Raw genomic sequence first — 24,627 nt, 5'->3', positions numbered from 1 at the left:
ACGCCAGACAAAAGAGGCAGCCGTCAACAAAGTGCAGGAGTTCGCTTCATTTGTCAAACAAATCAGAAGGAAACTGGATTTAAAACAACCTCTTGAATGGCATATCAGAAAATTTGCCTATTAATTCGCCGAGCTGTCCTTGGCGGTGAAAATAACACAGCATTTTGTGCCGGCCTGCTACCTCCTGCTAAGGCTGCACACTTTCTGCCCTTTGGGTAGATGCTCCAGCAACAAAGTACTCAGTTCGGATACCGGACAGGGCCTGCTAAAGTAATACCCCTGGAATTCACCACAGCGCTTTATCGCCAGCAACCTGAGCTGCTCTACCGTTTCGACCCCTTCGGCGATCACGGTAAACCCCAGGGAATGGGCGATGGCGATAATCGCCTCAACAATGGCGCCGTCATCGCTGTCATCGGGCAAACCGCTGACAAAAGTTCTGTCTATCTTGATTTTATTCAGGGGAAAACGTTTTAAGTACGACAGCGAAGAATAACCGGTACCAAAGTCATCCACCGAAAGCTGAACCCCCAAAGTTTTGATTTGATGGAGAATCGCTATAGTTTCCTCGATATTACGCATCATCATGCTTTCGGTGATTTCAAATTCCACCTTAGCGGGCGGAATACCGTTATCGGCTATCGACTTCTTTATGGTGGCGAGCAAATCTCTTTGGAAAAACTGCCGTGCTGACAGGTTAATAGCCATACTCAGCTGCTCAAAACCCAGGTCATGCCAAAGCCTGAGCTGGTAACAGGCCTGGTTGATCACCCAGGCACCTATGGCAACAATCAAGCCGGAAGATTCCGCCACCGGAATGAATTTATCCGGAGAAATTAACCCTTTATGCGGATGATACCAGCGCAGTAGTGCCTCCACCCCGGTGATCTGCATGGTATCGAGTTCTACCTGCGGCTGATACACCAAAGTAAACTCATCATTTTTCAGGGCATGTCGTAAGTCTTGCTCTAACTCCACCAGCTGCTGGGCGTCAACATGCATCTGTTCGGTATAAAACTGATAACCGCTGCGGCCACTTTCTTTGGCGCGGTACATGGCATTGTCGGCGCAGCTGAGCAAAGTTGAGATCTCATCGCTGTTATCCGGATAAATACCTATGCCGATACTCGCGCTGATGGTCACCTCGCAGCAGGTCAGACAAAAAGGAGGTTTCAAAGCATCAAGCAAGCCCTGGGCAACTTTGGCCACCTGTTCAATGCCGGCAATGGCCGGCAGCATTACGGTAAACTCATCGCCGCCAAAGCGGGAAACCATGGCATTTTCCCCCACCACCTGCTCAAAGCGGCGGGCCACCTGCTGCAATAATTCATCCCCCACCGGGTGACCCGAGGTATCGTTAATCAGCTTAAAATTATCCAGGTCGATAAACATCACCGCCAGGCGCGCACCGCTTTTAATGGCTTCGGCCATAGAGATTTCCAGTTGCTGATGGAAAGAAACCCGGTTGGGCAGCTGGGTAATGGCATCATGGTGAGCCAGTTGAAAGATCTTTTCTTCGGCGCGTTTTTTCTCGGTAATATCATTGATGATAAAAATATATTGCTGCACCTTATTATTGTCATCAACTGCAGACTTGATCATTTGCCAGCTGACATATTCTTCGCCATTTTTTCGCCGGTTAGTCATTTCCCCGTGCCAGGCCCCCTGTGCTTCAATGGTTGACCACAACTTATGATAACAGTCACTGTTTTCTTCTGATGACAGGTAACGACAAGGTTTTCTACCGAGAACTTCCGCCAGGGAATAACCGGTGAGTTCAGTAAAGGCTGGATTAACCCGGATGATCTGTTTTTCAACGTCGCAAATAATAATAGCCTCACTGCTTTCATTAAAAACCTGCTCGGCCAGCTCCAGCTTATCCATCACCAGCCGGCGCTGCAGCTCCAGCGCCACCCGGTTGGAAAAGAGCCCCAGCAAAGGTTTTTGCCAGCTGGCAATAAACATCGGCCTGATGTCCATGACCGCCATAATACCGACCACCTCATTCTCAGGGGTGATAATAGGTGCGCCAAAATAGCTTTCGATCTCCAGCTGCGCCAACAATTTATCCTCAGGATAACGTTCGGCCGCCTTTTTCGGCACCAGTTCCATGGCATGGTTCATCACATCTTCACAAGGGGTACCTTTAAGCGCATAAATAAAATTGTCTCCAACCTGGTTGCCGTGCCAAACCGCAAGTGTTGCAATGCTGCATTTGGTTTGATCGGCAAACACGCCAATCAGGGCGAAACGGGTTTCAAACGTCTGTGCCAGGCCGCGGGCGCAGCGGATAAAAAACTCCTGCTTTGCCGAGCCGTCAACAATATGCAGCAACCCCTTTATCGCTTCCGTTAAATGGGTTTGATGATAAATTTCTTTTTCCAGCAAGACATTGGCGCTCTTTAATTCCAGCGTTCTTTGGCTAACCTGACTTTCAAGGCTTTCCCGGCTCAGCCTGAGACCGGCAATGGCGAATAGGCGCTCTTCCTGGCTCGCGATCAACAATAATACCGTGATCATCACGCTGCCGACCGCGGCCTGCAACACCAGCAAGGAATCATGCTCCGTTGCCAGCACAAAAGGACCCAAGCCGTTTAGGGTACCGACAATGGCCAACACCGACATGATCAAGATCATCAGGGTTGCGCCGTGATGATGAAAACGAAAAGACATCCAGAACAAAATAGGCAATAAAGCAAAAATCAGCAGATACTGATTGGCATAGGAGGACAATTGCGTAAAAAACAACAGATACATTAGCCCTGAAGTAAGTAGGATCAGCCCTGTCGCCTCAACCATTTGTGCAGCGCTATAGCGCTCTTTCGGTGCCCTGCTCCAGGCCAGCAAAAATGGCGTTAAAATAAGCCCTCCCGCCAGATCCCCCAGCCACCAGGTATGCCACAACATACCGACAGCTTCTTTAGCCAGGGCACCGGCCAGATATAAACTGACAACGCCGCCGCTGGCACTGATCATAGTCGCAACACATAAACTCAGAATAAAAAACACCGTATGTTGTAATTTGGCAAAAGGCCAGCGGCTGGCAAAACGGCTGATCAAATACCCCGCCACAACCACTTCCAGGGTATTGCCGGTTGCAATGGCCAAACCCGCCATCACATGAGTTTTCAGGTAAATATTAATCAGCACCACCCCGAGAAAAATCCCCGGCCATACCCGGTTGCCGTAATAAAGCAGCGCGGCAAGGGCAATACCGGTAGGCGGCCATAACGGCGTAATATTGACCTCGTCAAAAGCCAGTTGCAAACCGAGCCAGGCGGTAAAAAAATAGATGATGGCTAACAGAGGAATTAGCACTAAATTGTGGACGGTAGTATTTGGCATATCTGATAGGTTAACTTCATCATATACCCGACATGTACACCAGTATAATGTATCAGGCCTGCTTAGCCGTAGTTTTTACCGCTATGTCGCCGGGACAAAGATAATATCGCCTGTCAGGCGCCGGCAGCCTCGCCCGACTTCAAGCGATTATGCATTTGCCACCAGCAAACAGACGTTCCCGTTCCCCTTCAAATTACCCTCAACCAGATGATATCAAGACGCAACGATATTGCCGCGAAGAAACTTATGATTTTTATCTTCGGCATCAAACTCCGGCAGGGCCTGAGCCACTGAAAAACTTTGTGCATCTGCCATAAGTTTTATCAACTCAGGTAGACGCTGCCTATGCGAGAGAAAATAGATCTCACCCTGCGCGCGAAGATAATCAAAGTCCAGTAATTCCAACGATTGCGGGGTTAACTGCGCCAATTGCAGTTCAACATCTTCAGCTAAATAAAAAACATGCTTGTCATCGGTATAAAACCTGTTATTAGGGGTTATCAGCTTGAAGTTTTTCGCATCAGCCCCTTCGAGCACAGCTTTACCGTCAAAGTAGATGTTTTTTTCATCCGCCACCACATGGTAATTCAATATCCGGCACAACCGGGCGTTCACCCCGGGAATCAAGCTGCCGTAACGAAATAAGGCTTCCCCGCACTTTAAGTAAATATTGCAGCTAATCACCGCAGCCCCGGGGTCAACACCGGCAAGCACTTTGCCGCGATAATACACCTGGCGGCTGTCTTTGTAATAATAATCGCCAAAGGGCAAAAAACTCCCCGGCACTGAATCGGGGATCGCTTTTCCGTCAAAAAAAACCGCCTTGCTATCGACGAAATAATCTTCAAAGCCCAGATCGGCACTACAAAAGCTTTTACTGTCTGCCCCCTTGAGGATCTGCCCTTTAAAATAAACATGCGTCGCATCTTTGGCATATAAAGTCTGGCGCTGCCTGCGATCACCGGCATGCTTTAACAAGGAGAAGGACGCTTCATCTGCAATCAACATTTTCTCACCGTTAAAATACACCTGGCCATCATAAACACAATACCCCTGATAGTTTATGGGGGAAAAGGCGCGGTAGAGCGACTTAAAATAACCAAAACTCCACAAAAAATAGCTGATAAAGCCTAAATTGATATAAAAAATAGTTTGCGGATCTAAGGAGAGAAAATGCCAGTTCATATGCCAGTACCAGGCCCAGACCCCCAGGGGGAAATAACTAAACAAAACGACAGATAAAATATTGGTGCGGGTATCTGAGCCCGGAGCCGCAAACAGCATAGGCGACATCAGGGCGAAACCAGCCCATATTGGCAGCAAGGCCAGGGTAAAAACAATGATCAACCAATGGGGTGACGTCATGTTAACATTCCTTTGTTTAACAATTTGGGTGATAAGCGTAAACGAAACGGCTGCTAGTAGTAATATTTACCCGGTAGAAACCATTTACAAACTTTAATTTTTAACTGCGATATCAAAGGTTAACAATAAACATTATTTCTCTGCAGTTTCTTCAATAAAGCGCCATGTCCGAATAACTATGCCCCTCAGGCATGTTTCCAGACCATCAGATATACCTGTATTTCGTTTAACCAAGTTAGCTTAGTGAACATTTTTGATAACCGCCACTTCCCCTTATTAATATCGCCTGCTGTAAAAATCACACTAAATGAGCATCATCTCCGGCTTTGCCATAGGATAGGTAAAAAATAGCAAGTGCAGCATATTTACTAAGAAATGCACCGCAATAGCCATAGTCAACCGACCGGTATATAAATAAGTAAAGCCATATAACACCCCGGCCAGGGTAGCCACCAGCACATAAGATGCACCACCGGCAAAATGAGCCAGGCCAAATAATACACTGGCAATAATGACAGCTCCTGTTGCTGCCTGCTTAGGTGAAAACCTCAGGCTAAATTTTTCCATTATTTTTTGCTGAACAAAGCCCCTGAAAAACGCCTCTTCGGCAACACAGGTAAACAACAGGTTGTTAATGACAAACAACCACCACCACTCGGGCAGGCTCATTTCAAACAGAATCAACTCAAGTAAGAATGCCGCGATAAAAATCAACCCTATGACAAGCATTGCCATTACAAGGGGCTTTATGGGGTTGCTGAATGAAAAATGCTGCTCTCCTGCTGACTGAAATACGCCAGCCGGTATAGCCTGCGGTTTCGATAAGCCCGGTAACATCAGCAACAAAGCAAAAAACAGCATAGGTTTATCTAAATTCAAATACAGGGTAAAAGGCAAACTTTGTGGCCCGGTGTAGACCTGATCTAAAACATGCAGATTATTAAAACCCGGTAATAAATGGGCTGCGAGGGCCAAACACCAAATCACCACTAAACCCTGCACTAAGGCTTTTAATTTTCCCGCTAAAAACTGCTGCCCCTTGGCCAGAGCAAAGCCAAATAAAAGAATAGCTGCGCCGACAAACGTTAGGTGTTTGTAAAACAATGCCAGCACCAGAGTAAGAGCTAAAGGCACTAACCATAAACGCTTGCTATAAAAAGCACTAATGACGGCAATCGCCAGGCTTAACCAGATGATACCGCTGTGTTGTAATTCATTCTGGTAAAACATAATTTTCTTATTTTGGGCGAGAGCTTTAATATTTAATGCGGGGAGCTTAACATTTTTTTGTTGGGCAATAACATCTTCACCACATAAATCTTTTCTTATCAAAGTACTATGCAGTTGAGGTTTGCAATTAGTGCAATTTTCCCTTCATAAACCTTGCTCCTGCGAAGATGAATGGACAAACCCAAAGTTACGGAGAGCTATGTCATCATGAAACAACAGAGCAGTTGTATACCCTGCACGCACATAACAATAGCCAGATCTTTTGCTATGCTTTCCTGCTCAGTTACCTGGCTGACAAGCTTAAAAAGTAGGTTAATTGCATTTTCATCCATGAATAATACTTCTTTGATAAACAAGGTAAAAAACAACAGTCAAAGTAGCTGCTCGGCAATGTAACTTACCGGGTTTTATCTTACATGTATGCATAATACCGAGCATAGTCTAGAATTTTCTTGTTCAATAAAACAGCAATCAGGGACGGGTGACCATGACTTGGCTTAATACAGGAAGTATTTCAGAAAAAGACGCCTTTAACACCCTCGCACTCGACCGCCAAAGTGCTATAGATTACGGATTAAGACTGCCCAACGACTATCCGTACCACAAAACACAATTTTCCCAGCAGGCTCTTTCCATGCTGTCCAGCTTAAACGACTACGATCAGTATCAGGTACTCAGGGAGATTGTCTTTATTAGTTCCCATCCTAGTACCCCATCATCAGTCAAACACAGCTTAAATCCATTTAACCGCATATATAGGACAAGATATCCTTTTAAGCAATATCACTACCTCATCAGGTACAAATTGAGCACAGATGACAAAGTGATCATTGAGGATATTCTCTTTGATTACCAGTTAATAGGGAAACAACCAAATAGCGCCGCTGAACGTACCATGATGTACCACCTAGACAGGGTCCCTAATGGTCCTTCCTATGATAAAGCAAAGCCAGGAGAAGAGATTGAAGAACTAGCTGGTGCTTGGCAAACCCCAACACCTACAACACAAATTAGCACCGCACATGCCGCAGTCAATGGCATGAAAAACGATTTGGATAAAGCCGCCTGGTTGATGGGGACCCATGCCGATGCGGCTTATCAAACCGATACCATCAAAGCCTATACCTTGTTTCATAACCCCTCAGACAATACCGGACTGGATATAATAGAATGTGCCTTTGATAAACGCCAAGGCAGTAAATCACACAATGCCCAACATTTAGCCGCAGTACTTGCCCAGCGTCATCATCAAGGTAAAGCAACCAAATGGGTGGCTCATAGCCAGGGAGTTATTGTGTTTTGTGCGGCATTAGAGCATTATCGTCTTCATTACGGTGATGAATTAAAGGGTCAACAGCTGGCGGTACACGGTAGTGGCGCCAATATCGAAAGGTTAACCCGAATCGCCAAAAGCCTGGGAGTAAAAGTACATCAGCCCAAAAATAATCCTTTTGATATCGTACCGAATATTGCCGGTAGTAATGACTTATCCCCCTGCAGTTTAGTGCTTCTAGCCCGCGAGCAGTAATAACGCAATAACCTCGTTTAGGTAAAGTCACTAATTCCGCTTGTGCCAAGTAGGTTTTGGCCCAGCCAATACGGCCATAAACCACGGTTTGCTTGCCGCTGGGCATTTTTTGGTGCCGTTGTTCCTGGGTCAGGCCTAAATCGTCACAAATGGCATTAATCAATTTGCTTAACTGGTATTCTTTGCCGTCGGCGATATGTTTAAGACCCAAGCGCATTTAGGTTTGGTAGTTGGATATTTGCATGGTTACGACTTCGTATGGCTATCAGCAAGCGTTAAATCAAAAACATTCCCGTAAAGAAAGGGCAAGCCCCCTACCAGTGTCACCTGAACAATAACGCATGTTTTTTCAGTTGCTTTTATTCATTGCTTTTCATGCAATTATACGATTTGCACAGTAATCTATACAGTACTTACAATTTGCACAAATATTAAATGCAACCCCAGCCTGATTTCTTGGCTATTTTGTACTATCACTAGAGGGTAAATAAGTTATCAGCGGAGGTGTACATAAAAACGTAAAAGAGAATAAGCAGATAAACCAGGCGCTGCCCCTAAGTGCAGACACACTCAGAGACAGCTAACCACAACAGATAACTAGAGGTATCTATCATGGCTAACCCTAATGATATGCCAGAGTTTCATTCGGTTAAAGTTTCTTTAACCAAAAATATACCTGCCGCCATCACCCGGCTGCCCCCGCCAGCTTATGCCTGCAATGATGTGCCGTTAAGGCACAAGGGAGGATGCGGTCATGTCTGAATCAAAGTTACCCCTGACGGAGGATGCCGTCAAAAGGGAGCAGCTGTCGGACGGTTTTGCCAACCTGCGTGAAGACTATAGCAAATTCAGTGAAGAATGCGCCTTTTTGTTCGATGCTCTGGCTGCAGTAAGCCGCGAACCCGAGTGCATCACCGAGCACACCAGTGAAGGTATCAGGCACCTGTGCTATTGGCTCAAATATCAGGTCATCGGTTACCGGGAAAAAATAGAGGAGCTGCAGGACAGCTGGCGGGCGCTTAACCGCAAGCAACGACCTTAATTAAGGCTTAAACAGAGCAAGCAGCGGACGGGTTAACGGTAATAACAGCTTCAACTATGCCATGACCCGTCCGATATAATGCGTAATCTCCCGCATGTTGAACCTTTCATACATCATATAGCCATCTTTACGTGCTGAAAAATCAGCACCAGCTACTCAGCACAAGCAGAGCCAATAAACATAAAAAGTGCCGTCACTATACTATTGCCGGCAGCCTGCCCAAAGCGAGGGCTGAAGCAACATCAACCAGCCGTCAATACGATACTTAATTTACCTGAACAACCAAGGGCCAGTATCGGCGAAATAATCCGCGATAAAACCGCTTCAACTCCAGCTATTGCGCAGGCTTTTTTGTCCGAGCAATTGCTGGATTTACACCAGATATCCTCTATGCTTGCAGCTACCCTTGTTATATATCCCCGCAAGTTACAAAAAGTAATAAATGCTTTGTTGCTATTCGCCTGCCAATATGCGACAAAGGTTAAGTTATTGATTTAACCGGGTCTGGCGGAAAATACACCAGAATGAGGAAACAGGTTGTTAAAGTGTTGTATCCTGCAAAGGTGACTTGTTTATGAAAGTCTTTGCCGGAATTCTATTGTTTGTTTTAAGCTCATACGCCGCATGGGCCGAGTCGCCTCAGGTGTTGCGCTATTTCCAAAGCGATGCCAGGTATGACTACCGCATAGAACTGCTTGAACGGGTGCTGCACGTCACCCGGGAAGAGTTTGGCCCTGCCATTTTACAAGCGGTAGCTACGACAATGAGCCATGGCCGCGGCGAGTTATCGCTGGAAAACGGCCGGATAGATGTCGCTTTTTTGGCCACCAACCTGGCCCGGGAGCAAAAGTTTCGGGCTATTAAATATCCCATTTTACAAGGTATTCTCGGCTACCGGATATTACTGGTACATAAAGACAGGCAGGCGGATTTTGCCGGAATTGAAAATCTCGGACAACTTACCAGTGATTTTATCGGCGGTTTCGGTACACATTGGGGCGACACAACCATTCTTAAAGATAACTACCTTAAGATCATCACCAACCCTTTATATCAAAACCTGTTTGCCATGCTAGATGCCAAGCGCTTTGATTATTTTCCCCGCGGCATTAATGAGATCTGGCATGAAAGCGCAGAGTCAGGCCAACGTTATAACAATATCGTTATCGAAGAAACACTGGCATTATATTACCCCTACCCGGTTTATTATTTTGTCGCTAAGGACAATCGCCGCCTGGCAAAACGCATTGAACTGGGGTTAAGGCATACCATAGAAGATGGTTCGTTAAGAGCACTTTTTTTGAAATATCACTCAAAAGACATTAAACGCAGCCAGTTACACAAGCGTAAAATATTGATGCTGGAAAATAATCAGCTGCCTCATGGTACTGCAAACCCTGACAGCCAGTGGTGGTTGCAGCTCACGAGCAATACCGAGGGTTAAAGCGACAGGGCTTGTCTGGCTACCCGATTCAGTACCGCCAGGGTTTTCTCAAATACCCAACGGATAAATTCATAACTGAGTTCGCCAATTTCCACCGCTTTTAACCCCGAAAATACCAGCATATGCGACAGCAGCCCGGCCAGCTGGCCATTAAAACTCGGCGTAGCAAAGCTCACTTGTGCCAGCACCATGGCAATTTGATCATACAGGTTCAACCCGTTGGCAATACCGTTTTGTATAGAATTAAGTAAACCGGCACGCACGTCCCGCAGCAAGGTAACTAAGGCTTCGCTTAAACGGATAAACCAATAAACGGTAGGACTTGCCTGCCAGCTGTTCTCAGGCTTCAACCTGACCCGGTTATAACTGTTAAAAGCGCGTTTCTTCGAAAAGTTATCCCAATTTTCACTTTCGGCATTTTTAATATATCTTTTCAGCGTATGGGCTAAGGGGTTAATAATGGCACCGCCAGCCAGACTGTATTCATAACCGTTATACGGCGCGTGCACAAAAGGCCATACCGGCACCATAGGGATAGGATCTGAGCCATTGCTGCAACGGTAAATATTCTCCTGCGCCAGGGTATTGGTGGTTTTCAGGGCAAAGTTGCTATAACCCACTTTAGGAGCACCGAAAGTATATAATTTGATGTCATGGCTAAAGTTGTGCTTAAACCAGTCTGCGGCTAACGATGCTAATGCCCCGCCCAGACTATGGCCAACACAATGAATGGTACTTATCTCTCTGACATGATTGAAATAAGCTTGCAGCTCATCTTTCATGGTATGAAACAGGGTATTAAAACCGGCGTGTACGGTTGAACCATTATCGCCGACACTGCCGGTGGCGCGGACATCGGTGGAAATATCACTACAGGATACAGTTCCCCGAAAAGCAATAACAATATCTTAATTAAAAAACTCTCCTTTCCCATTACCTATCAAAGCAAATCCCGTGCTCTTTTGCTGGTAATGGGCCATAGCCCCGCCTGAGATCCCTTTTAGGGGGCCATGAGTAAGATCAAAGGAGAAGTGCCTGTTAATCATTTGAGTAGGCTCAACTCTATAAATACCACCACTTAAAGGTTTTTGGATAGCGTACGCCATTTTTGCAAGTTCTACAGCTAAAATAGGAGTTAATGTCGCCATAATTAAATCCTTTTAATAACCTGTATTTAAAATACTTTAGTTATAGTATCCCAACGGCATATACTGGACGTTACATGAGGTCGTTCGGGTTCATCAAGATTGTCAAAATCATGTCGGATCTCAGGCTGGGTCAATTCAGCTTTAAGCTCCTTAAGCATTCGAGTGTAAGCGGTGCATGGTTTGATCTGCCATTGAGTCGCATACCAAAGCACATAGGTTTGATCTTGATAGCTAAGATATAGTACTTGTCGAATAACCGGTACATGGAAAATAGAACCTGGCAGTCGTGACTTCATCTTGGCTTCGGGAAATGAAAAACAGCCATTATTGTCGGTAATAGTGGTATCAATTTCTTCATCTTCGTCTGAGTAAGTCAGGCTGCGGGACACTTCTAGATCAGCAATAGGTTTGCCTTCATAGGTTACCCGTCCCTGAACCTCGGGGCATAAATGTATCGTGTATTTAAACAACAAACCAAACATAAGATAAATTCCATTTTATTTTTTCTGATGTGAGAGAAATCCCACAAAAAGCAAGTATCGAAGGCTTATTGGTTAAAAGCAACTTTAATCTTTCAAAAGCTGCCCCCCTGTTTTATGGGGGATTCAAGCATACTCGGCAGCTACGAATGCCCTCTCTTCTATACTGTTCACATGCAACCATTGTCATTTATTGACATGCACCAAGAAAAAATACTTTTTGCTAAGGCGTTATTTGATGTAGTAGTATATGAATGTTGCTGAAAAATTATCACCGACACCTAAAACTTTAAAGGACGCGCGCCAATTGGATAACCACGGAGTGGTTGTTAAGTAAAGTTTAGGAGAATCCCTTTATGGGAAATCACCCCGCTCACAAACAGCTAACAAGCTGTGGTAATCCCCTGATAAAGGCCGCCGGTATTGCCGCTGCTTTTACTTTTAGTGCGAATGCTTTCGCCACGACTACCTTAGATGTTATGGCCCTTTATACCGACGGGGTCGAAGCACAATATGGCGACAGCGTTGAAACCCGCTTAAACCAGATCATCAGCGTTTCCAATAAAGTCTACGCCGACAGTAACCTGGATATCGAATTACGCCTGGTGCACCAGCAACATGTCGATTACAGCGACTCGGTTTCGCCTGAGCAGGCGCTGACCGACCTCACCTGTGACTTTACCGCTTTGCAAACCCAGGGAGTGTGTAACCGCGGCGAAGCCTTTAGCCAGGTCGATGATTTGCGCGAACAATACGGCGCAGATTTAGTTTTACTGATGCGCCCTTATGCCAACAGCCATAACAATGTTTGCGGTATCGCCTGGATCGGCGGCTACGGCACCAACGGCGATTTCAGCAACCCGTTGTGGCGTGAAACCGGCATGGGCGTGATCGGCATGGACGGTCCCTGCGGCGACTGGGTGACCAGCCATGAATTAGGCCATAATATGGGACTGACCCACTCTTCACTGCAAGACAGCGAAGGCGGCACTTTCCCCTGGGCCTGGGGTTACGGCGAGTCCGACAACTTTGCCACTATCATGGGTTATGCCTGGCTCTTTGGCAGCAATAGCCAAAAGGTCTATAACTTTTCCAGCCCGGATTTAGATTGTTTCGGCTCTGCCTGCGGTATCGACCGCAATGAAGCCAACGGCGCCGATGCCGTACATGCCTTAGGGGTTGCCGCGCCGCAAATTGCCGCCTATACCGCCACCGTGATCACAGATCCCAACGACGGCACTGACGGCTCAACCGACGGAGAAACCCCGGAAGAAACCCAGCCGTTAGACGATCCCGATGAGGCCAAACAAGCCTGGCTTGATGCCAAGGAAAAACTGGCCGGGCTAAAAGCCGAGCGCAAAGCGCTGAAAACCGAGCAAAATACCGCCCGCACAGCCTATAAACAGGCCAGACGTGCTTATAACAAGGCTTATAACAGTTACCAGCGCCAGCTGACCCAGCTCAACAGCCTTTACCAGCAGGCGATGCAGGCAATCAATGATTATAATGCCGGCAGCAACCTGACCACGGCGCAGCAGCAAAACTTATACAATGCCGCCATAAGCAAGGTAGACAGTTACAACGCTAAAGTGCTTGAAGTGAGCGCATCGGCAGAAGAGCTTAATGCCCTGCTTGACGCATACAACAGTGCCAAAGACAGTTACGAGCAGTCCCAGGCAGCTTTCGAGCAAGCCAAAGCAGCCGTAGCAGCACAAAAACAAGTGGTTGCAGATGCCTACCAGGCTTATCAGGATGCTTTAAACGGTTAAACCGGCATGACGCCATCAGCAAGTAAGCAGCGCCAATATCGAGCCTAAGGGCGTGATATTGGCGCTTTCTTTACTTCATTAGGTAAAAAAGGCATAAGGTAAAAGATTAACGATGAAAAACAACAAGGGGCTTTTTTTCGTTTTGGCCGTAGCAGCAAGTATATTGCTGCTGATATATTTCCAGCCGTTTACCGCGAATAAGCACCAGGTTCAGCAACTCGGTCAACAACAAGAAAAGCAAAAACAGCCTGAGCAAAGTATTTCTGCCCCACTCCCGGCAACACTCAAGCCACTGCCCTCGCCGCCGTCCCGCACCACGATAAAACCGCTTAAACCTGAGCAGCTCTCGCTGCAAGGTGAAAACATTGCGCCTGAAGACGCTGCCGAAATTTCGGCCTGGCAGGTTAATAAGCAGGAGCTGGCCAGGGTGCCAACCACATTTGCCGATACCCCTTATCAAACCATTTCCTTTAATGACAGCCTGCATGCAGAGATCAGTGTCGGCGATACCGTGTCACTGCCCTTACCCGACGGCACTACCGTAGAAGTTACGGTAACTAAAGAAGGGCTGGAGAAAAACGGCGACTATACCTTCGAAGGCAATATCGAGCAGAACAACCACAGCTTTCCCGTGGTGATCACCCAGGGCGCCGGCGGCACTTTTGGCTCAATAGCCACCAATGACAATACCTACAGCATCACGACAGTCGACGGTGTCGGGGTGATTTATCAAAACCCGCCGCTGCCGCCAGGCCATAATGATGATTTTTTGATTGTCCCGAAAGTCAAACCCTAGGGTCTGTTTATCTTTGGAGGGGATTAAGTTTTTTGAACGGTTTTTGCACATATCAAGGCAGAAAAATGGACGTGTAGTTATTCTACATGACATTTTTCTAACGCGGACAGGTGTAAAAACAGCCAAAAAGATAATTCACAGCCAAAGATAAACAGGCCCTAGCAACTTGGCTATCTGCAGACAAAAAATCCCCCGTTATTGCGGGGCATTAGTGCTGACTTATCGATATACAACTGTCTTAACTTAAGGCCAGCTTGCTTCATTGATAATAATATTCGGGAAAGGATGCATGGCTGACAGCCGCGAATCAGCATGGGCCTGACGCTCACGCTCAAACACAAAGTTGCCATCTTTCATACCCGCGGGAAACGGGGCAAAACCTGGCCGGATAACATCAGAACGACCGGCCCCCCTTAGCCAGACATGCTTTGCTATCGACCAGCAGAAGCTTTTAGGCCAACTGCTCTCAATGTTGCCAAATAATCACTAATAACAGCTCTAGCCACTTTACGTCTCAGCCCCGGCACTGCTTTCCAATCAAGCCGGTGGGATAATCTTCCCCGCCGCTGCACTAGCTAAATGAAGTCTGAAAGCAAAAAAAGTTTACAGGGTGCCGTATTCAATGGATTTGGGCTGAAGACTTATGGTCGATGGGGTTAAAACAAGGCCTTATGGACTGCATTTCAATCAATTAGCGGAAAGATAGCATGATGAAAGATTTCAACCTCTTAACTTTAAAAACAATAAAAAAACAGCACCGTCACTCCCCCGGCGGTAAATTAATACCCTTAAGCCTTGCCCTGTTGTTGGCAACCCCGTTATCGGTAACAGCCGGTGAAGAGCATTCATACGGCCATGCGGACGACCATTCGCACGAGCAGGTATATCAAACCCAGGAGCAGACGGTTTATGAAGATGTCCAGATCCTGGCCGAGCAGTCCGGTTTGCTAGTCGCCGATGTAGAAAAAGCCATAGCCTTTCAAACGAAATTCTCGGAACTAGCACAAACAATCAACGAACAATTTCCCGATAAAATTTCAGGGCTTTGGGTCGAACCAGTACCTAAGACCCAGGGGCATATGCGCTTTAAAGGCAAGATGCCGAAAGAAGTCCGCGCCCTGTTAAGAAAAAATCGCCTCAGCGATAAGATCAGGGTTCAAGAGAATGACAAATTGTCCCTGGCAGAGCAACTCAAACGGGTAAATATTCTGTCGCGCTCTTTACTGGATTTGGGCTATAAAAATGCCATCACTGCTTTCAACCAGAAAACCCAGATGATTGACAGCACGGTACAGACATCCAAACAAAAGGCAAAACCCGATAAAAAGGCCATCATTGCCCAGGTACACAAACAGCTGCAACTGCAACAAAGCAAGGCACAGCAAGAAGATGGCCTCATTATGGATGCCCGGGCCCTGTCCTTCTCCGAGCAGGATCTCAACCTTAAGGTCGTCAGCGGTGATGCCCCCATGATCAACTTTGAACACAGCCGCGGCGGCAACTGGCTGCGCGACGACGGTTTTCGCGAATGTACCAGCGGCTGGGCGGTTTCCGGCGGCTCGGGCGACGGCATTATCACCGCGGCCCACTGCAGCGGCTTGAACCAGTTTGAAGAACCGGGAGTGCCTTTATATTCCATGACCTGGCGCAACCAGCACTTAGGCCCTTTGGGCGATACCGAGTACCACACCACCACCCATATTGAACCGGCAGAATTTTATGCCAGCTCGGGGCAAATCCGCGAAGTCAACAACTGGCGCTGGACCTGGTCTATGCCCGGCTCTTCCGTGTGCCGTTATGGCCGTTCTTCCAATATCCGCACCTGCAACCATACCGTGCTTAATATCGGGGTGACCGTCAACCAGAACGGGACCCTGGTGGGCAGCATGGTCACCGCCACAAACCATTCGGGGATCGGCGGCGACAGCGGCGGCGGCTGGTCCTGGGGCAACACCGCCTGGGGCATACACAGCGGCTCTATCTGGAGCGGTACCACCTCGGTGTTTACCCCGATATTTGAAGGCATGACCTCGGTGGGCACTTTTATCAAAGTCCAATAGCCAGTCAGCCACCTTGACCGGATGCAGAGCGCAGGGACACACCTTCACAGGGATGTGATCTTTCTCTTTTATCTGCACCAGCAGGATCAGTGGTTAACTTGCCTTTATCAATCTATGCTTTCGGACAAGCCGGATAAATAACGGCCCTTTGCGATAAACCCCGCAAGGCCGTCAGTTCACATTCGGGAGGCATTATGAAAATATTTATCAGCCACGCCAGCAGCGAGCAAATATTAGCCGATGCATGGAAACACCTGCTGGAAGATTTAGGCGCCAATATTGAGGCCTGGTATTCGGATGACCCCGATCCCGACGGCGGCATAGGCCCGGGCAAGTGGCGAGAAAAAATTGAAAAAGAGCTGCAAAAAGCGGATTTAATTTTCGCCCTGTTTACCCCTGAGTCGAAAAACAGGCCGTGGATCTACTTTGAAAGCGCCTATGTCCTGGGCATGGGTAAAAACCAGACCATCATTCCTATCGTCTATTACATGGTAAAAGACGAGCTGCTCTCACCGATGCAAGACTTAAGTATCTTTTGCGGCGATGACGAAGCCAGTCTGACCGAGCTCTACCATCGCCTGGTGAAAAAATATAAAGGCACACCGGTCAACCCCAAACTGCTCAAACTGGCCTTTGAGGACTATTTAACAGCCGTTGACCGCTATAACCAGTCAAGACTGGCACAAAGCCTGTTCCACGGCCATTTTCATAACCAGCATACCGCTGCTTTCTTACAGGGCAACTGGTATTCAAAATGGACACAAATTGCCGAAGACGGCAGCCAAACCCCGTTTGAAGTTCATCCGGTGAAAATCTGGACCACGCCGGAGCGGCTGCGTATTGTCGGTGAAGGTAAGGATTGGGCGGATCATTATCCCATGGAAGGCGTGGTATCGTCTGAAGGTTATATCGCTTTGAGTTACTGGAGTCAGGGAGAAATTCCTATCTGCGGCACCGCCTTGCTTAAACTTGTCGGCGGCAACCGCATCATCAAAGGCACCTGGCAGGGTTATACTGCCGCCAGTTTAAAGCAGGGACTCGGCTTTATGGCAGGCGAAGTGGTTATCGCCCGTGACCAGGCTGATCTGGGTTGATAACGTGAATTTACAACAAAACTGAAAAACCTTCGCCTTCTGCTTTTCAGATAATTGCCTGAATACCCGGCCCGGGCTGTTCCCAAATCATGGCCACTTTTTCATACAATAAAGCAGATTTTGCTTAAACCATGGCTAACCCCCTTACCCCGGACTTTATTGTTTATCCCGTGTATGTTTATCAAACTCTTGTTTACCGGCAATAGTATCTTTGTTAATACTGGAAAGTAACGCCTTACCGGCAAATATCAAATTAACACCATAATTAATACACAGGTTGTGAGCCTCAGCCAAACTCACATCTTGGCTTTCATGAGATTTTCTCTGCCAAACAGAGCAGAACGAAAAGCCAGATAAGCCGTTAATACCGCCTCAGGGTCTTCTACCTGGGGATAATGTCCTACTTGCCCAAGCACCACAACATCGCAGGCAGCTTCGGGCACCAGCTCACAGTAACGCGTTACCATATGGGCGCCGGATATCGGATCTAAACTGCCGTTTATCAGCCGAATTGGCACCCTGCTATTCACTAACGCCCCAACCCAGCGCTCGCGATTTATTTTGCGCTCAGACATATAACGGATAAGTTTATGACTGATAGCCAAACCCCGGTTATGTTTCATTAATGTCCAAAAATCCTGCCATTCATCATCCGACATCTGTTTATCCGGGGCTAAAATCGCGTTAAGTTTTTTACGTAACGACCGCTCATTTGACAAATAACTGATCACTTTTCCTATCGGGCTGAGCAGCAGTTTTTGCAACAATAACGGCCGGTGGGTTTCAGGAAATAAACCGCCGTTAAGCAAACAAAGGCTGTTAATAACATAACCGTTTTCATCGGGTGTTTTGCTGACCTGCCAATCCTGAAATCTCGCCAGTAATTCCTGGGCCACGGTATCGCCATAATCGTGTGCCAGCAGATGGAAACGACTAATGCCCAAATAAGCCCATATAGCCTGGTGCAGATCCGCCTGGTCAAAAATACTGTAGTCATAATCCCGGGGTTTATCGGAAAAGCCAAAACCTATCATGTCCAGGCACACCACCCGGTAACGTTTAGTTAACTCGGGCCAGAGTTTATGCCAGTCCCAACAAGCAGTGGGAAAGCCGTGGATTAATACCAATACCTCACCTTCGCCCTCATCCCGGTAGAAGATATTATGCCCCCGGTATTGAAAATATTTACCCTCTTGCTGCCATTGGTTAAGTGTCATCAAAATACCTTTGCATCCCTATACTTGTTATCAGGCCTTAGCGGCACTGGCCATTTAAAAAGCTCGCACTGGCCGCTATCAATTGATCGCGGGAGGATGAGAAGCTGTGATCGTCTTCAATCAATTGATAGAACACCCGGCTATTTTGAGTCCCTGTTAATGCCGCCAATAACGGCTTGATATGCTGAGCCATGGGGATCACCTCGGTATTGGCAGCAATGAGCATCACCGGGCGTCCGTTAATTGTACCGATACGTTTAACCAAATCCAGCTCAGGGCCATATTGCCTGATTTCCGCCTCGGCCTTGGCCCCCGACCAGCCAGAGAGCATAAACAAGCTATCGCTGTAACTGCGCCACAGCGCTGCACTTTGTTTTTCTTTAAAAAAGCCCAGGCCGTCGGCCCCGAGATTAGCGCCGTCATAAGAGAGCGAGCATTTTACCGCCGGGTTATCCAAAAGTCCGGCAATCGCCATATGCCCGCCCATACTGTGGCCGACCAGGGAAATTTTATCCGCCTTAATGCGCAAGCTGGCGGCATTTTCCTCATGCCTTAAATAAGCCAAAACCTGCTGAACGTCCTGCTCGGCACCACGAAAGGAAAATTCTCCCTCGCTGCCCCAGGCACCGCGGTAATGGAAAAAGATCACATTCCAGCCTTCACTGCGCATCGCCTGGGCCACATCCAGGTTTTTCTCATTGCCGGGATAACCGTGCAGCAGCAAGATCGTGGGATGCGGTCCCGCCCCTTCGGCCAAATAAGCCAAACCGGACATGCGCTTGCCATGTGAAGGTATGGTCAGTTCAACGATACTGGCGGGATATTTTCCCTGGGCTTTGGCATTTGCTTCAACAGCGGTAAAAATTGAAATAATCAGGCAGAACAGCAAGAGCAAAGGCCGCATGTAATTTTCCTTAACTTAGCGCAAGTTATAAACGAATTAACACTTATACTAAGTCAGAACATGCCGTGAAAACAAGTGATTAGCTGATAAGGCTACAGGGCTGCGTGCCCGCTCTAAGCACGCAGCCAGGCCTTTGACGGAAAAAATTAGTCCGGCAACTGGCTACAGGCAAAGGGGCCGCTAAATTCCAGCAGCGCCTGCGGCAAATGTATGGTCTCTTTTAATTCGCCCAAGTGATAAAGGTTAAAGTCCACTTCCGCCTTCATTGATTTCATATAGTTTTGCTCGCCGCCAAAAATAATCACCGAAGGGAAATTCAGCAGATAAAAACTCTCCGGCGCCGCCCTGGCATCAAGCACGAGTTTTTTACCAATTTTATTCAGCTCAACATGTAACTCTCCGGCGCAGGCATCTATTTCCCGTTTTACCGAAAGGCCTTTAAACGCAGGGTAAAATACCAGATCATAATTATCTGATACATAACGGCCCGCCCACATCTCAACGCTGCTATCGCCAAAAACCGCGCCGGTAAACATAAAAGCAACCTCGTCGGACAAGCCCATGGTATACATCATACCGGCGCTGGACTCCTTATCGTACCAGCCCTTATCCACCTGGGCATAACCCGGGCCGCTCCACCTTTGTACACCGTCGTCAAAACTGTATTGCACAGGTGTTGTCACCGTATACAGGAACCATTTCCCGCCGACACCGGGCAACTCAGGAATAATGCCAAAAGGCGTTTGTCCCGGGTTTAATCCCCCCCAGTAACGGGTATGGGGGCCGTCCCAGGCCAGGGAAAAGGCAAAGTCCTCATGGGTGACGCTGATCTGCTCTTCATCGGCAACAATAATGCCCGGTACCTCATAATAAAAGGCATCAGCCTTAGTCGGATGCTCCAGGATAACCTCATCGTAAAAGAGATCATATTTTACCGTTGCTCCCTGAAGTGGCGTAAAGGCCAGGTGCATATAGGCCTTTTCCTGGCCGTCAACGGAATCCGGGGCGATATAGGTTTGAAAGCTAATCTTAAAATAGCCGATTCCCGGTGCGGCAACATTATAAAACCACTGTTCGGCCCAGGTGACCCGCGAGCTGGGCTCATGAGCTCTGATATCATCCAGATTGGTTGACCAGCTTGACAGGGGTAAAAAACTTAAACAAAAAACGAGTAATAGACGCAGCATATTTGTTCCCTCAATTATCTGCATAACAAAAAAAGAATTAAAAATAGTGATGTAGAGTGCCGCCCGGCACTCATTTTTATAGATATATCATAAAATTAACTCAAGTGTTTATTTTTTAACCCTTGAATCTGCGAGTTTTTTACAGTAACTTAGCCACATGGAATAGATATCGGACGGAATTGATATTTGCCATGCTAACAGCTCAAATTACCCTAAGGGCACATACACGGCTAAGGAAAGTCGTCGAACCGGTAAAGGTGATTTATTCATTGGCATGTTGCAATCAAGCTTGCTTGATAGCCGTTTCTGTTTGCTTGCCCGCAAGGTGAGTGCCCTGATTTATTCCTGTTTTGGTCACCGTTACTCATGGAAGAATAACGTGCGCCGGTCTTTTGCTGATCCGCATTTACCTTCCTGAGTGGCATAGTTTTAATCATTTATTTTAAAAAGCCAAATAGGACTTCAAGATGGATCGAAGACGTTTTATTAAAACGGCGGGTGTGCTCTCCGCCCTGCCCATGGTGAGTTTTGGCCATGAACAATCCCAACTGGCCGCCTCAAGCTTTCCTGGCAGTATTATGCACGGCAGTTTAACACAGGCCAGTGATGAGCTGACGGTATTATCCGGGCAACTGCCACAGGATATTTTTGGCCATGTCTTTATGACCGAAGGCATCTCGCTGGAAGAGAATCAGCTCACCCCCAACGGCAGGGGCGCCCTGACCCGGGTCGACTTTTCTGGCGGTACAGCGGCTTTTACCCGCAAGATGATCAATACCCCGTCCGCCATCATGCAAGAGCATGTGACCGCCCCGTTTGACAAATTTGCCCTGCTCGGCGGTACCGTCTATTTCAGCATGAACCTCGGCTTTATGAATTACTGCAATACCGCCCCGAATTATATGGGCAATAACCGCTTTGCCCTCAGTTATGAAGGCGGCATGCCGTTTGAATTCGACGCGACTACCTTAGAGCTGGTCACTCCCATAGGGCAAACATGGGAATGGCATTCCAGCCTGCCGCCTTTTGCCGATTTACTGGCGCCGGACAAGTGGCTTTTCCCGCAGATAAGGACCACGGGACATCCTTATTTTGATCTCGACTCCGAGGAATGTTTTACCATCAACTACGGCGGCAATATGGGGGAATCCGGGCTGAAAAACGGCTTTATCCGCCTGATCCGCTGGGATTTATCCGGCCCGTTCGACAGCTGGCAGGTCATCGGCCGCAATGGGGAAAATGCCTATATTACAGCAACTTCCCACTCACTAAGCGTTACGCGTAACCATGTTTTGATTTTTGAAACCGCCGCCCGGGTAGAAAATGCCCGCATCATGGGCATACGTACGGTCACCCCACAAAAACACCGTACCCCGGTGTGGATAATCCGCAAAGCCGACCTGCATTTTGGCCAGAGCATGGTGTTCGCCGATTACCTGGAGCTGGACTTTGATACCTCGGATATCATGTGCAACTACAATGATGACGGCGACATTATCACCCTTTATGGTCAGTACCTGGGGGCCATGGACAAATCCGAGCCTCAGTTCGACTGGGAGTCCCTGTATTTCGGCGGCCGGGTGGACTCGGAAATTGCCGGTTACCCGGCTGCCCCTGTCGATGTCGGCGGCCTGGTGCGGGCACGCATCCGGGTGAATGCGGTATCAAGTGAAGAAATTAAAGGCGACTTTGACGTGATCCGCGACCAAAGCCTGTGCTGGGATATGAACGATCCCGCCTACCGCGGCCATTTTCAGTTCCCGGAAACCTTTGAGCATATCTACTGGGCCGCGGTAGGTTATCGCCCCGAACACCTGGTTAAGCGGGTAGCCAGGGCTTATGAAGATTATCCGGGCCGTTATTACCAAAACGAAACTTTACCGCAAAGTGCTCAGCCCTCGGCGCTGATTCATATGGATTGCAGCGCTATGACTATCAGCGACAGTTACCAGTTTCCACAAGACTGTGTGATGCGCACCCCGCAATTTATGGCGCGAAAAAACTCCACCGCCCAGGATGACGGGTATATTTTTACCGCCGTGGTCAGGAAGGAGCCCAGCAACGGCCAGTTTACCGGCAAGGAATTCTGGCTGTTTGATGCGAAAAACTTAAGCCAGGGACCTGTCTGTATCCTGGGCAGCGCCAAGCTCGATTTTGCCACCACAAATCATGCCTTATGGGTGCCTGAAATCGGCCCGCGTCCGCCATTGGCTTATAAAGCAGATCTCAACAGCCATTTTAATGACAAGCTTGCTTGTCATAGCCGGCAAGTGCAGGAGGTGTTAACCACCTATGTGTTGCCCAAATTTGCTTAAGCGAAACCAGAATCACTACACCTTAACAGTAAATAACATTAATCACCCATGGAGGGGAGCAATGAAAATGATAAAACTCTTTATCGCATTTTTGGCGCTTAGCGCCGTTGCCGGACTGTCGTTTGGCCTTTATTCAACCGAAAACCCGGCAGAAACCCTGTCGAACTATCAAAATACCTATGAGTGCCATCCGGCCGTGATCCACACCCCGAGTTCTGTTGAAGAAATCCAGCAGATTGTCCAGGACGCCATCGCCAACGGCCAGACCGTCATGACAGGCAACCGTAAGTTCGCCAGCCAGATAGACGCCGCCTGTACCGCCAACGGCCAGGTACAGATCACCCTGGAGAATATGAACCATATCCTCGCCTTTGACGCCGAGGCGAAAACAGTTTCGGTAGAAGCAGGCATGCGTTTTAACGATCTCAATGATTTCCTGCGCAGCCAGGAGCTGGCGGTCAATATGGTCACTGAGCTCAATATCTTTACCATAGGCGGCATGCTCGGCAGCGGCACCCATGGCTCTACCCTGGCCAAACCCAGCAATATGATCGCCGATTACGTCACCTCCATGACCATAGTGAACGGCCTGGGGGAAGTTAAGGTACTGACCGGCGAAGCCCTTAATGCTGCCCGGGTCAATCTCGGGGTACTGGGAGTCGTGGTGGAAGTCACCCTGCAGCTCGAACCCGCGTTTAAAGTACTGGCAGATGTTAAAGGCTACAGGGACGATAGCGGCCTTGAAAATATTATTTTAGATATCGCCCGCGACAATTACAGCGCCAATATCGCCTGGTTCCCGGGAATAGGCCGCTATACCACCACACTTTATAACCCTATGCCGCTACAAAGCGAAGGCAATGCCTACAATGCCCAGGCAGATGTCAGCGATACCCAGGAGTTCTTTTTCGGTTTGTTGTTTGACGCCCTGCATGAATTTCCGGGCTCCGGCCTGCAGTGCCTGGCCGCCAAAGTCAGATACGGCGCACGGGATGAGTCTTATTACCGCGACCTTGATACCGGTAAGGTGGTCGATTATCCGATTGGCCATTCGGATCAGATGCAGTACTTTGAATGTAAAGATCCCGACTCATGTGTCTGGGATAAGCTGCCGATTGCTTTGCAGGAAGTGGCCATTCCTTTGGAAGAATTGCCCAACTGGATCATGGACGTGCGTGAAATCCTCGCAGCCCACCCCACTACTTGCTTCCCGTTAAACGGCATTTATTTCCGCTTCGGTAAGGCATCGCCGAGCTACCTGGGCATGAGCGCCGGACGTGATACCGCCTATCTCGGCATAGAATACACCCTGCGCCAGGAAGGTAATGCGGTGCCGAAGAACTATTTTGTCAACCTGGAAATCGAGCAGATGTCTATCCGTAAATATGGCGCCAGACCCCATTGGGGCAAAAACTCGGTGGCGATATTTGAAAATGCCCCGGCAAAATATGAAAAATGGGACGCGTTTATGGCCTTTAAGAATGAGATGGACCCGCAAAATATCTTTACCAACCCGTTCTGGCAGCGTATTACCGGCGAAGATTCCCTGGAGAATTACTTCAGTCCCGAATGTAATGCCCGGGGAGAATGTTATTGCCAAACCGATGAACATTGCGCCGACGGCACCAGCTGTCAGGCCGGCGCCTGGTATGATGACGCCCGCATCTGTAAATAACCCTATGGCAGCTACCGGTAGCGACCACA

General features: G+C 48.0%; 19 protein-coding genes and 1 pseudogene. 10 read left to right on the top strand and 10 right to left on the bottom strand.

Translation table 11 applies throughout. The features are described 5' to 3' along the window. Positions 1–177: 177 nt before the first annotated feature. The 3 genes from SG35_RS13570 to SG35_RS13560 form a co-directional block, all read right to left on the bottom strand. Positions 178–3,345 carry a bifunctional diguanylate cyclase/phosphodiesterase gene (locus tag SG35_RS13570; protein WP_053043016.1) on the bottom strand — a complete coding sequence of 1,056 codons (3,168 nt, stop codon included), beginning with the start codon at positions 3,343–3,345 and terminating at the stop codon, positions 178–180. Positions 3,346–3,558: 213 nt separating this feature from the next. Continuing rightward, entirely contained in the window at positions 3,559–4,710 is a 1,152-nt protein-coding gene (locus SG35_RS13565; RefSeq protein ID WP_044832740.1) for a DKNYY domain-containing protein, read from the bottom strand. Between the two features lie 303 nt (positions 4,711–5,013). Beyond that, the gene (locus SG35_RS13560) at positions 5,014–5,940 is read right to left on the bottom strand and encodes a CPBP family intramembrane glutamic endopeptidase (RefSeq protein WP_044832862.1); all 927 of its coding nucleotides are present in this window, start codon (positions 5,938–5,940) and stop codon (positions 5,014–5,016) included. A gap of 487 nt (positions 5,941–6,427) precedes the next feature. On the opposite strand from SG35_RS13560, the gene SG35_RS13555 reads away from it, so the two are divergent. Further along, positions 6,428–7,468, top strand: coding sequence for a hypothetical protein (locus SG35_RS13555; protein WP_274055463.1), 1,041 nt, complete (start codon positions 6,428–6,430; stop codon positions 7,466–7,468). A gap of 31 nt (positions 7,469–7,499) precedes the next feature. Here the strand turns inward: SG35_RS13555 and SG35_RS32095 are convergent. Further along, a pseudogene (locus SG35_RS32095) lies at positions 7,500–7,685 on the bottom strand (winged helix-turn-helix domain-containing protein); the annotation flags it as partial. A gap of 395 nt (positions 7,686–8,080) precedes the next feature. Here SG35_RS32095 and SG35_RS13550 point away from each other — a divergent pair. The 3 genes from SG35_RS13550 to SG35_RS13540 all read left to right on the top strand — a co-directional run bounded on the left by SG35_RS13550 (position 8,081) and on the right by SG35_RS13540 (position 9,954). Next, a complete protein-coding gene (locus tag SG35_RS13550) occupies positions 8,081–8,230 on the top strand; it encodes a hypothetical protein (RefSeq protein WP_160298288.1) in 150 nt (49 codons plus the stop codon). Continuing rightward, the gene (locus tag SG35_RS13545; RefSeq protein WP_044832739.1) at positions 8,223–8,510 is read left to right on the top strand and encodes a hypothetical protein; all 288 of its coding nucleotides are present in this window, start codon (positions 8,223–8,225) and stop codon (positions 8,508–8,510) included. The genes SG35_RS13550 and SG35_RS13545 overlap by 8 nt, the downstream gene beginning before the upstream one ends. A gap of 574 nt (positions 8,511–9,084) precedes the next feature. Next, positions 9,085–9,954, top strand: a complete 870-nt coding sequence (locus SG35_RS13540; protein ID WP_044832738.1) for a type 2 periplasmic-binding domain-containing protein — start codon at positions 9,085–9,087, stop codon at positions 9,952–9,954. Here SG35_RS13540 and SG35_RS13535 read toward each other — a convergent pair. From SG35_RS13535 to SG35_RS13525, 3 genes are read right to left on the bottom strand one after another with little or no spacing between them, the layout of a single operon-like run. Beyond that, positions 9,951–10,853, bottom strand: coding sequence for a lipase family protein (locus SG35_RS13535; protein WP_269082177.1), 903 nt, complete (start codon positions 10,851–10,853; stop codon positions 9,951–9,953). The two genes, SG35_RS13540 and SG35_RS13535, sit on opposite strands and share 4 nt — an antisense overlap. A gap of 9 nt (positions 10,854–10,862) precedes the next feature. Further along, on the bottom strand, positions 10,863–11,102 hold the full coding sequence (locus SG35_RS13530; protein WP_236702588.1) for a hypothetical protein: 240 nt from the start codon (positions 11,100–11,102) through the stop codon (positions 10,863–10,865). Positions 11,103–11,128: 26 nt separating this feature from the next. After that, positions 11,129–11,584, bottom strand: coding sequence for a DUF6795 domain-containing protein (locus SG35_RS13525; RefSeq protein ID WP_044832737.1), 456 nt, complete (start codon positions 11,582–11,584; stop codon positions 11,129–11,131). Positions 11,585–11,937: 353 nt separating this feature from the next. Between SG35_RS13525 and SG35_RS13520 the strand changes: the two genes are divergently transcribed. The 4 genes from SG35_RS13520 (at position 11,938) to SG35_RS13505 (ending at position 17,300) form a co-directional block, all read left to right on the top strand. Then, positions 11,938–13,350 carry a reprolysin-like metallopeptidase gene (locus SG35_RS13520; protein ID WP_044832736.1) on the top strand — a complete coding sequence of 471 codons (1,413 nt, stop codon included), beginning with the start codon at positions 11,938–11,940 and terminating at the stop codon, positions 13,348–13,350. Between the two features lie 112 nt (positions 13,351–13,462). Further along, positions 13,463–14,146 (top strand): hypothetical protein, encoded by a 684-nt coding sequence (locus SG35_RS13515; protein WP_053043013.1) that lies wholly within the window; start codon positions 13,463–13,465, stop codon positions 14,144–14,146. A gap of 707 nt (positions 14,147–14,853) precedes the next feature. Continuing rightward, positions 14,854–16,206, top strand: coding sequence for a chymotrypsin family serine protease (locus SG35_RS13510; protein WP_152646607.1), 1,353 nt, complete (start codon positions 14,854–14,856; stop codon positions 16,204–16,206). A 194-nt stretch (positions 16,207–16,400) separates the two neighbouring features. Next, positions 16,401–17,300 carry a toll/interleukin-1 receptor domain-containing protein gene (locus tag SG35_RS13505; RefSeq protein ID WP_044832734.1) on the top strand — a complete coding sequence of 300 codons (900 nt, stop codon included), beginning with the start codon at positions 16,401–16,403 and terminating at the stop codon, positions 17,298–17,300. A 296-nt stretch (positions 17,301–17,596) separates the two neighbouring features. On the opposite strand, the gene SG35_RS13500 is transcribed toward SG35_RS13505, so the two are convergent. From SG35_RS13500 to SG35_RS13490, 3 genes are all read right to left on the bottom strand, one after another. Then, entirely contained in the window at positions 17,597–18,517 is a 921-nt protein-coding gene (locus SG35_RS13500) for an alpha/beta fold hydrolase (protein WP_044832733.1), read from the bottom strand. Between the two features lie 37 nt (positions 18,518–18,554). Beyond that, on the bottom strand, positions 18,555–19,421 hold the full coding sequence (locus SG35_RS13495; protein WP_053043012.1) for an alpha/beta hydrolase family protein: 867 nt from the start codon (positions 19,419–19,421) through the stop codon (positions 18,555–18,557). A 146-nt stretch (positions 19,422–19,567) separates the two neighbouring features. Then, positions 19,568–20,608 carry a hypothetical protein gene (locus tag SG35_RS13490; protein WP_152646606.1) on the bottom strand — a complete coding sequence of 347 codons (1,041 nt, stop codon included), beginning with the start codon at positions 20,606–20,608 and terminating at the stop codon, positions 19,568–19,570. Between the two features lie 467 nt (positions 20,609–21,075). Between SG35_RS13490 and SG35_RS13485 the strand changes: the two genes are divergently transcribed. Together SG35_RS13485 and SG35_RS13480 are read left to right on the top strand one after the other, a co-directional pair. After that, positions 21,076–22,923: a carotenoid oxygenase family protein gene (locus SG35_RS13485; protein ID WP_044832731.1), complete on the top strand. Its 1,848-nt coding sequence runs from the start codon at positions 21,076–21,078 to the stop codon at positions 22,921–22,923. Between the two features lie 61 nt (positions 22,924–22,984). After that, positions 22,985–24,598 carry a D-arabinono-1,4-lactone oxidase gene (locus SG35_RS13480; RefSeq protein WP_044832730.1) on the top strand — a complete coding sequence of 538 codons (1,614 nt, stop codon included), beginning with the start codon at positions 22,985–22,987 and terminating at the stop codon, positions 24,596–24,598. Positions 24,599–24,627: the final 29 nt, after the last annotated feature.

It is taken from the genome of Thalassomonas actiniarum, from assembly GCF_000948975.2.
Classification (GTDB): Bacteria; Pseudomonadota; Gammaproteobacteria; order Enterobacterales; family Alteromonadaceae; genus Thalassomonas; species Thalassomonas actiniarum.
This window is presented reverse-complemented; position numbering and strand designations above follow the sequence as displayed.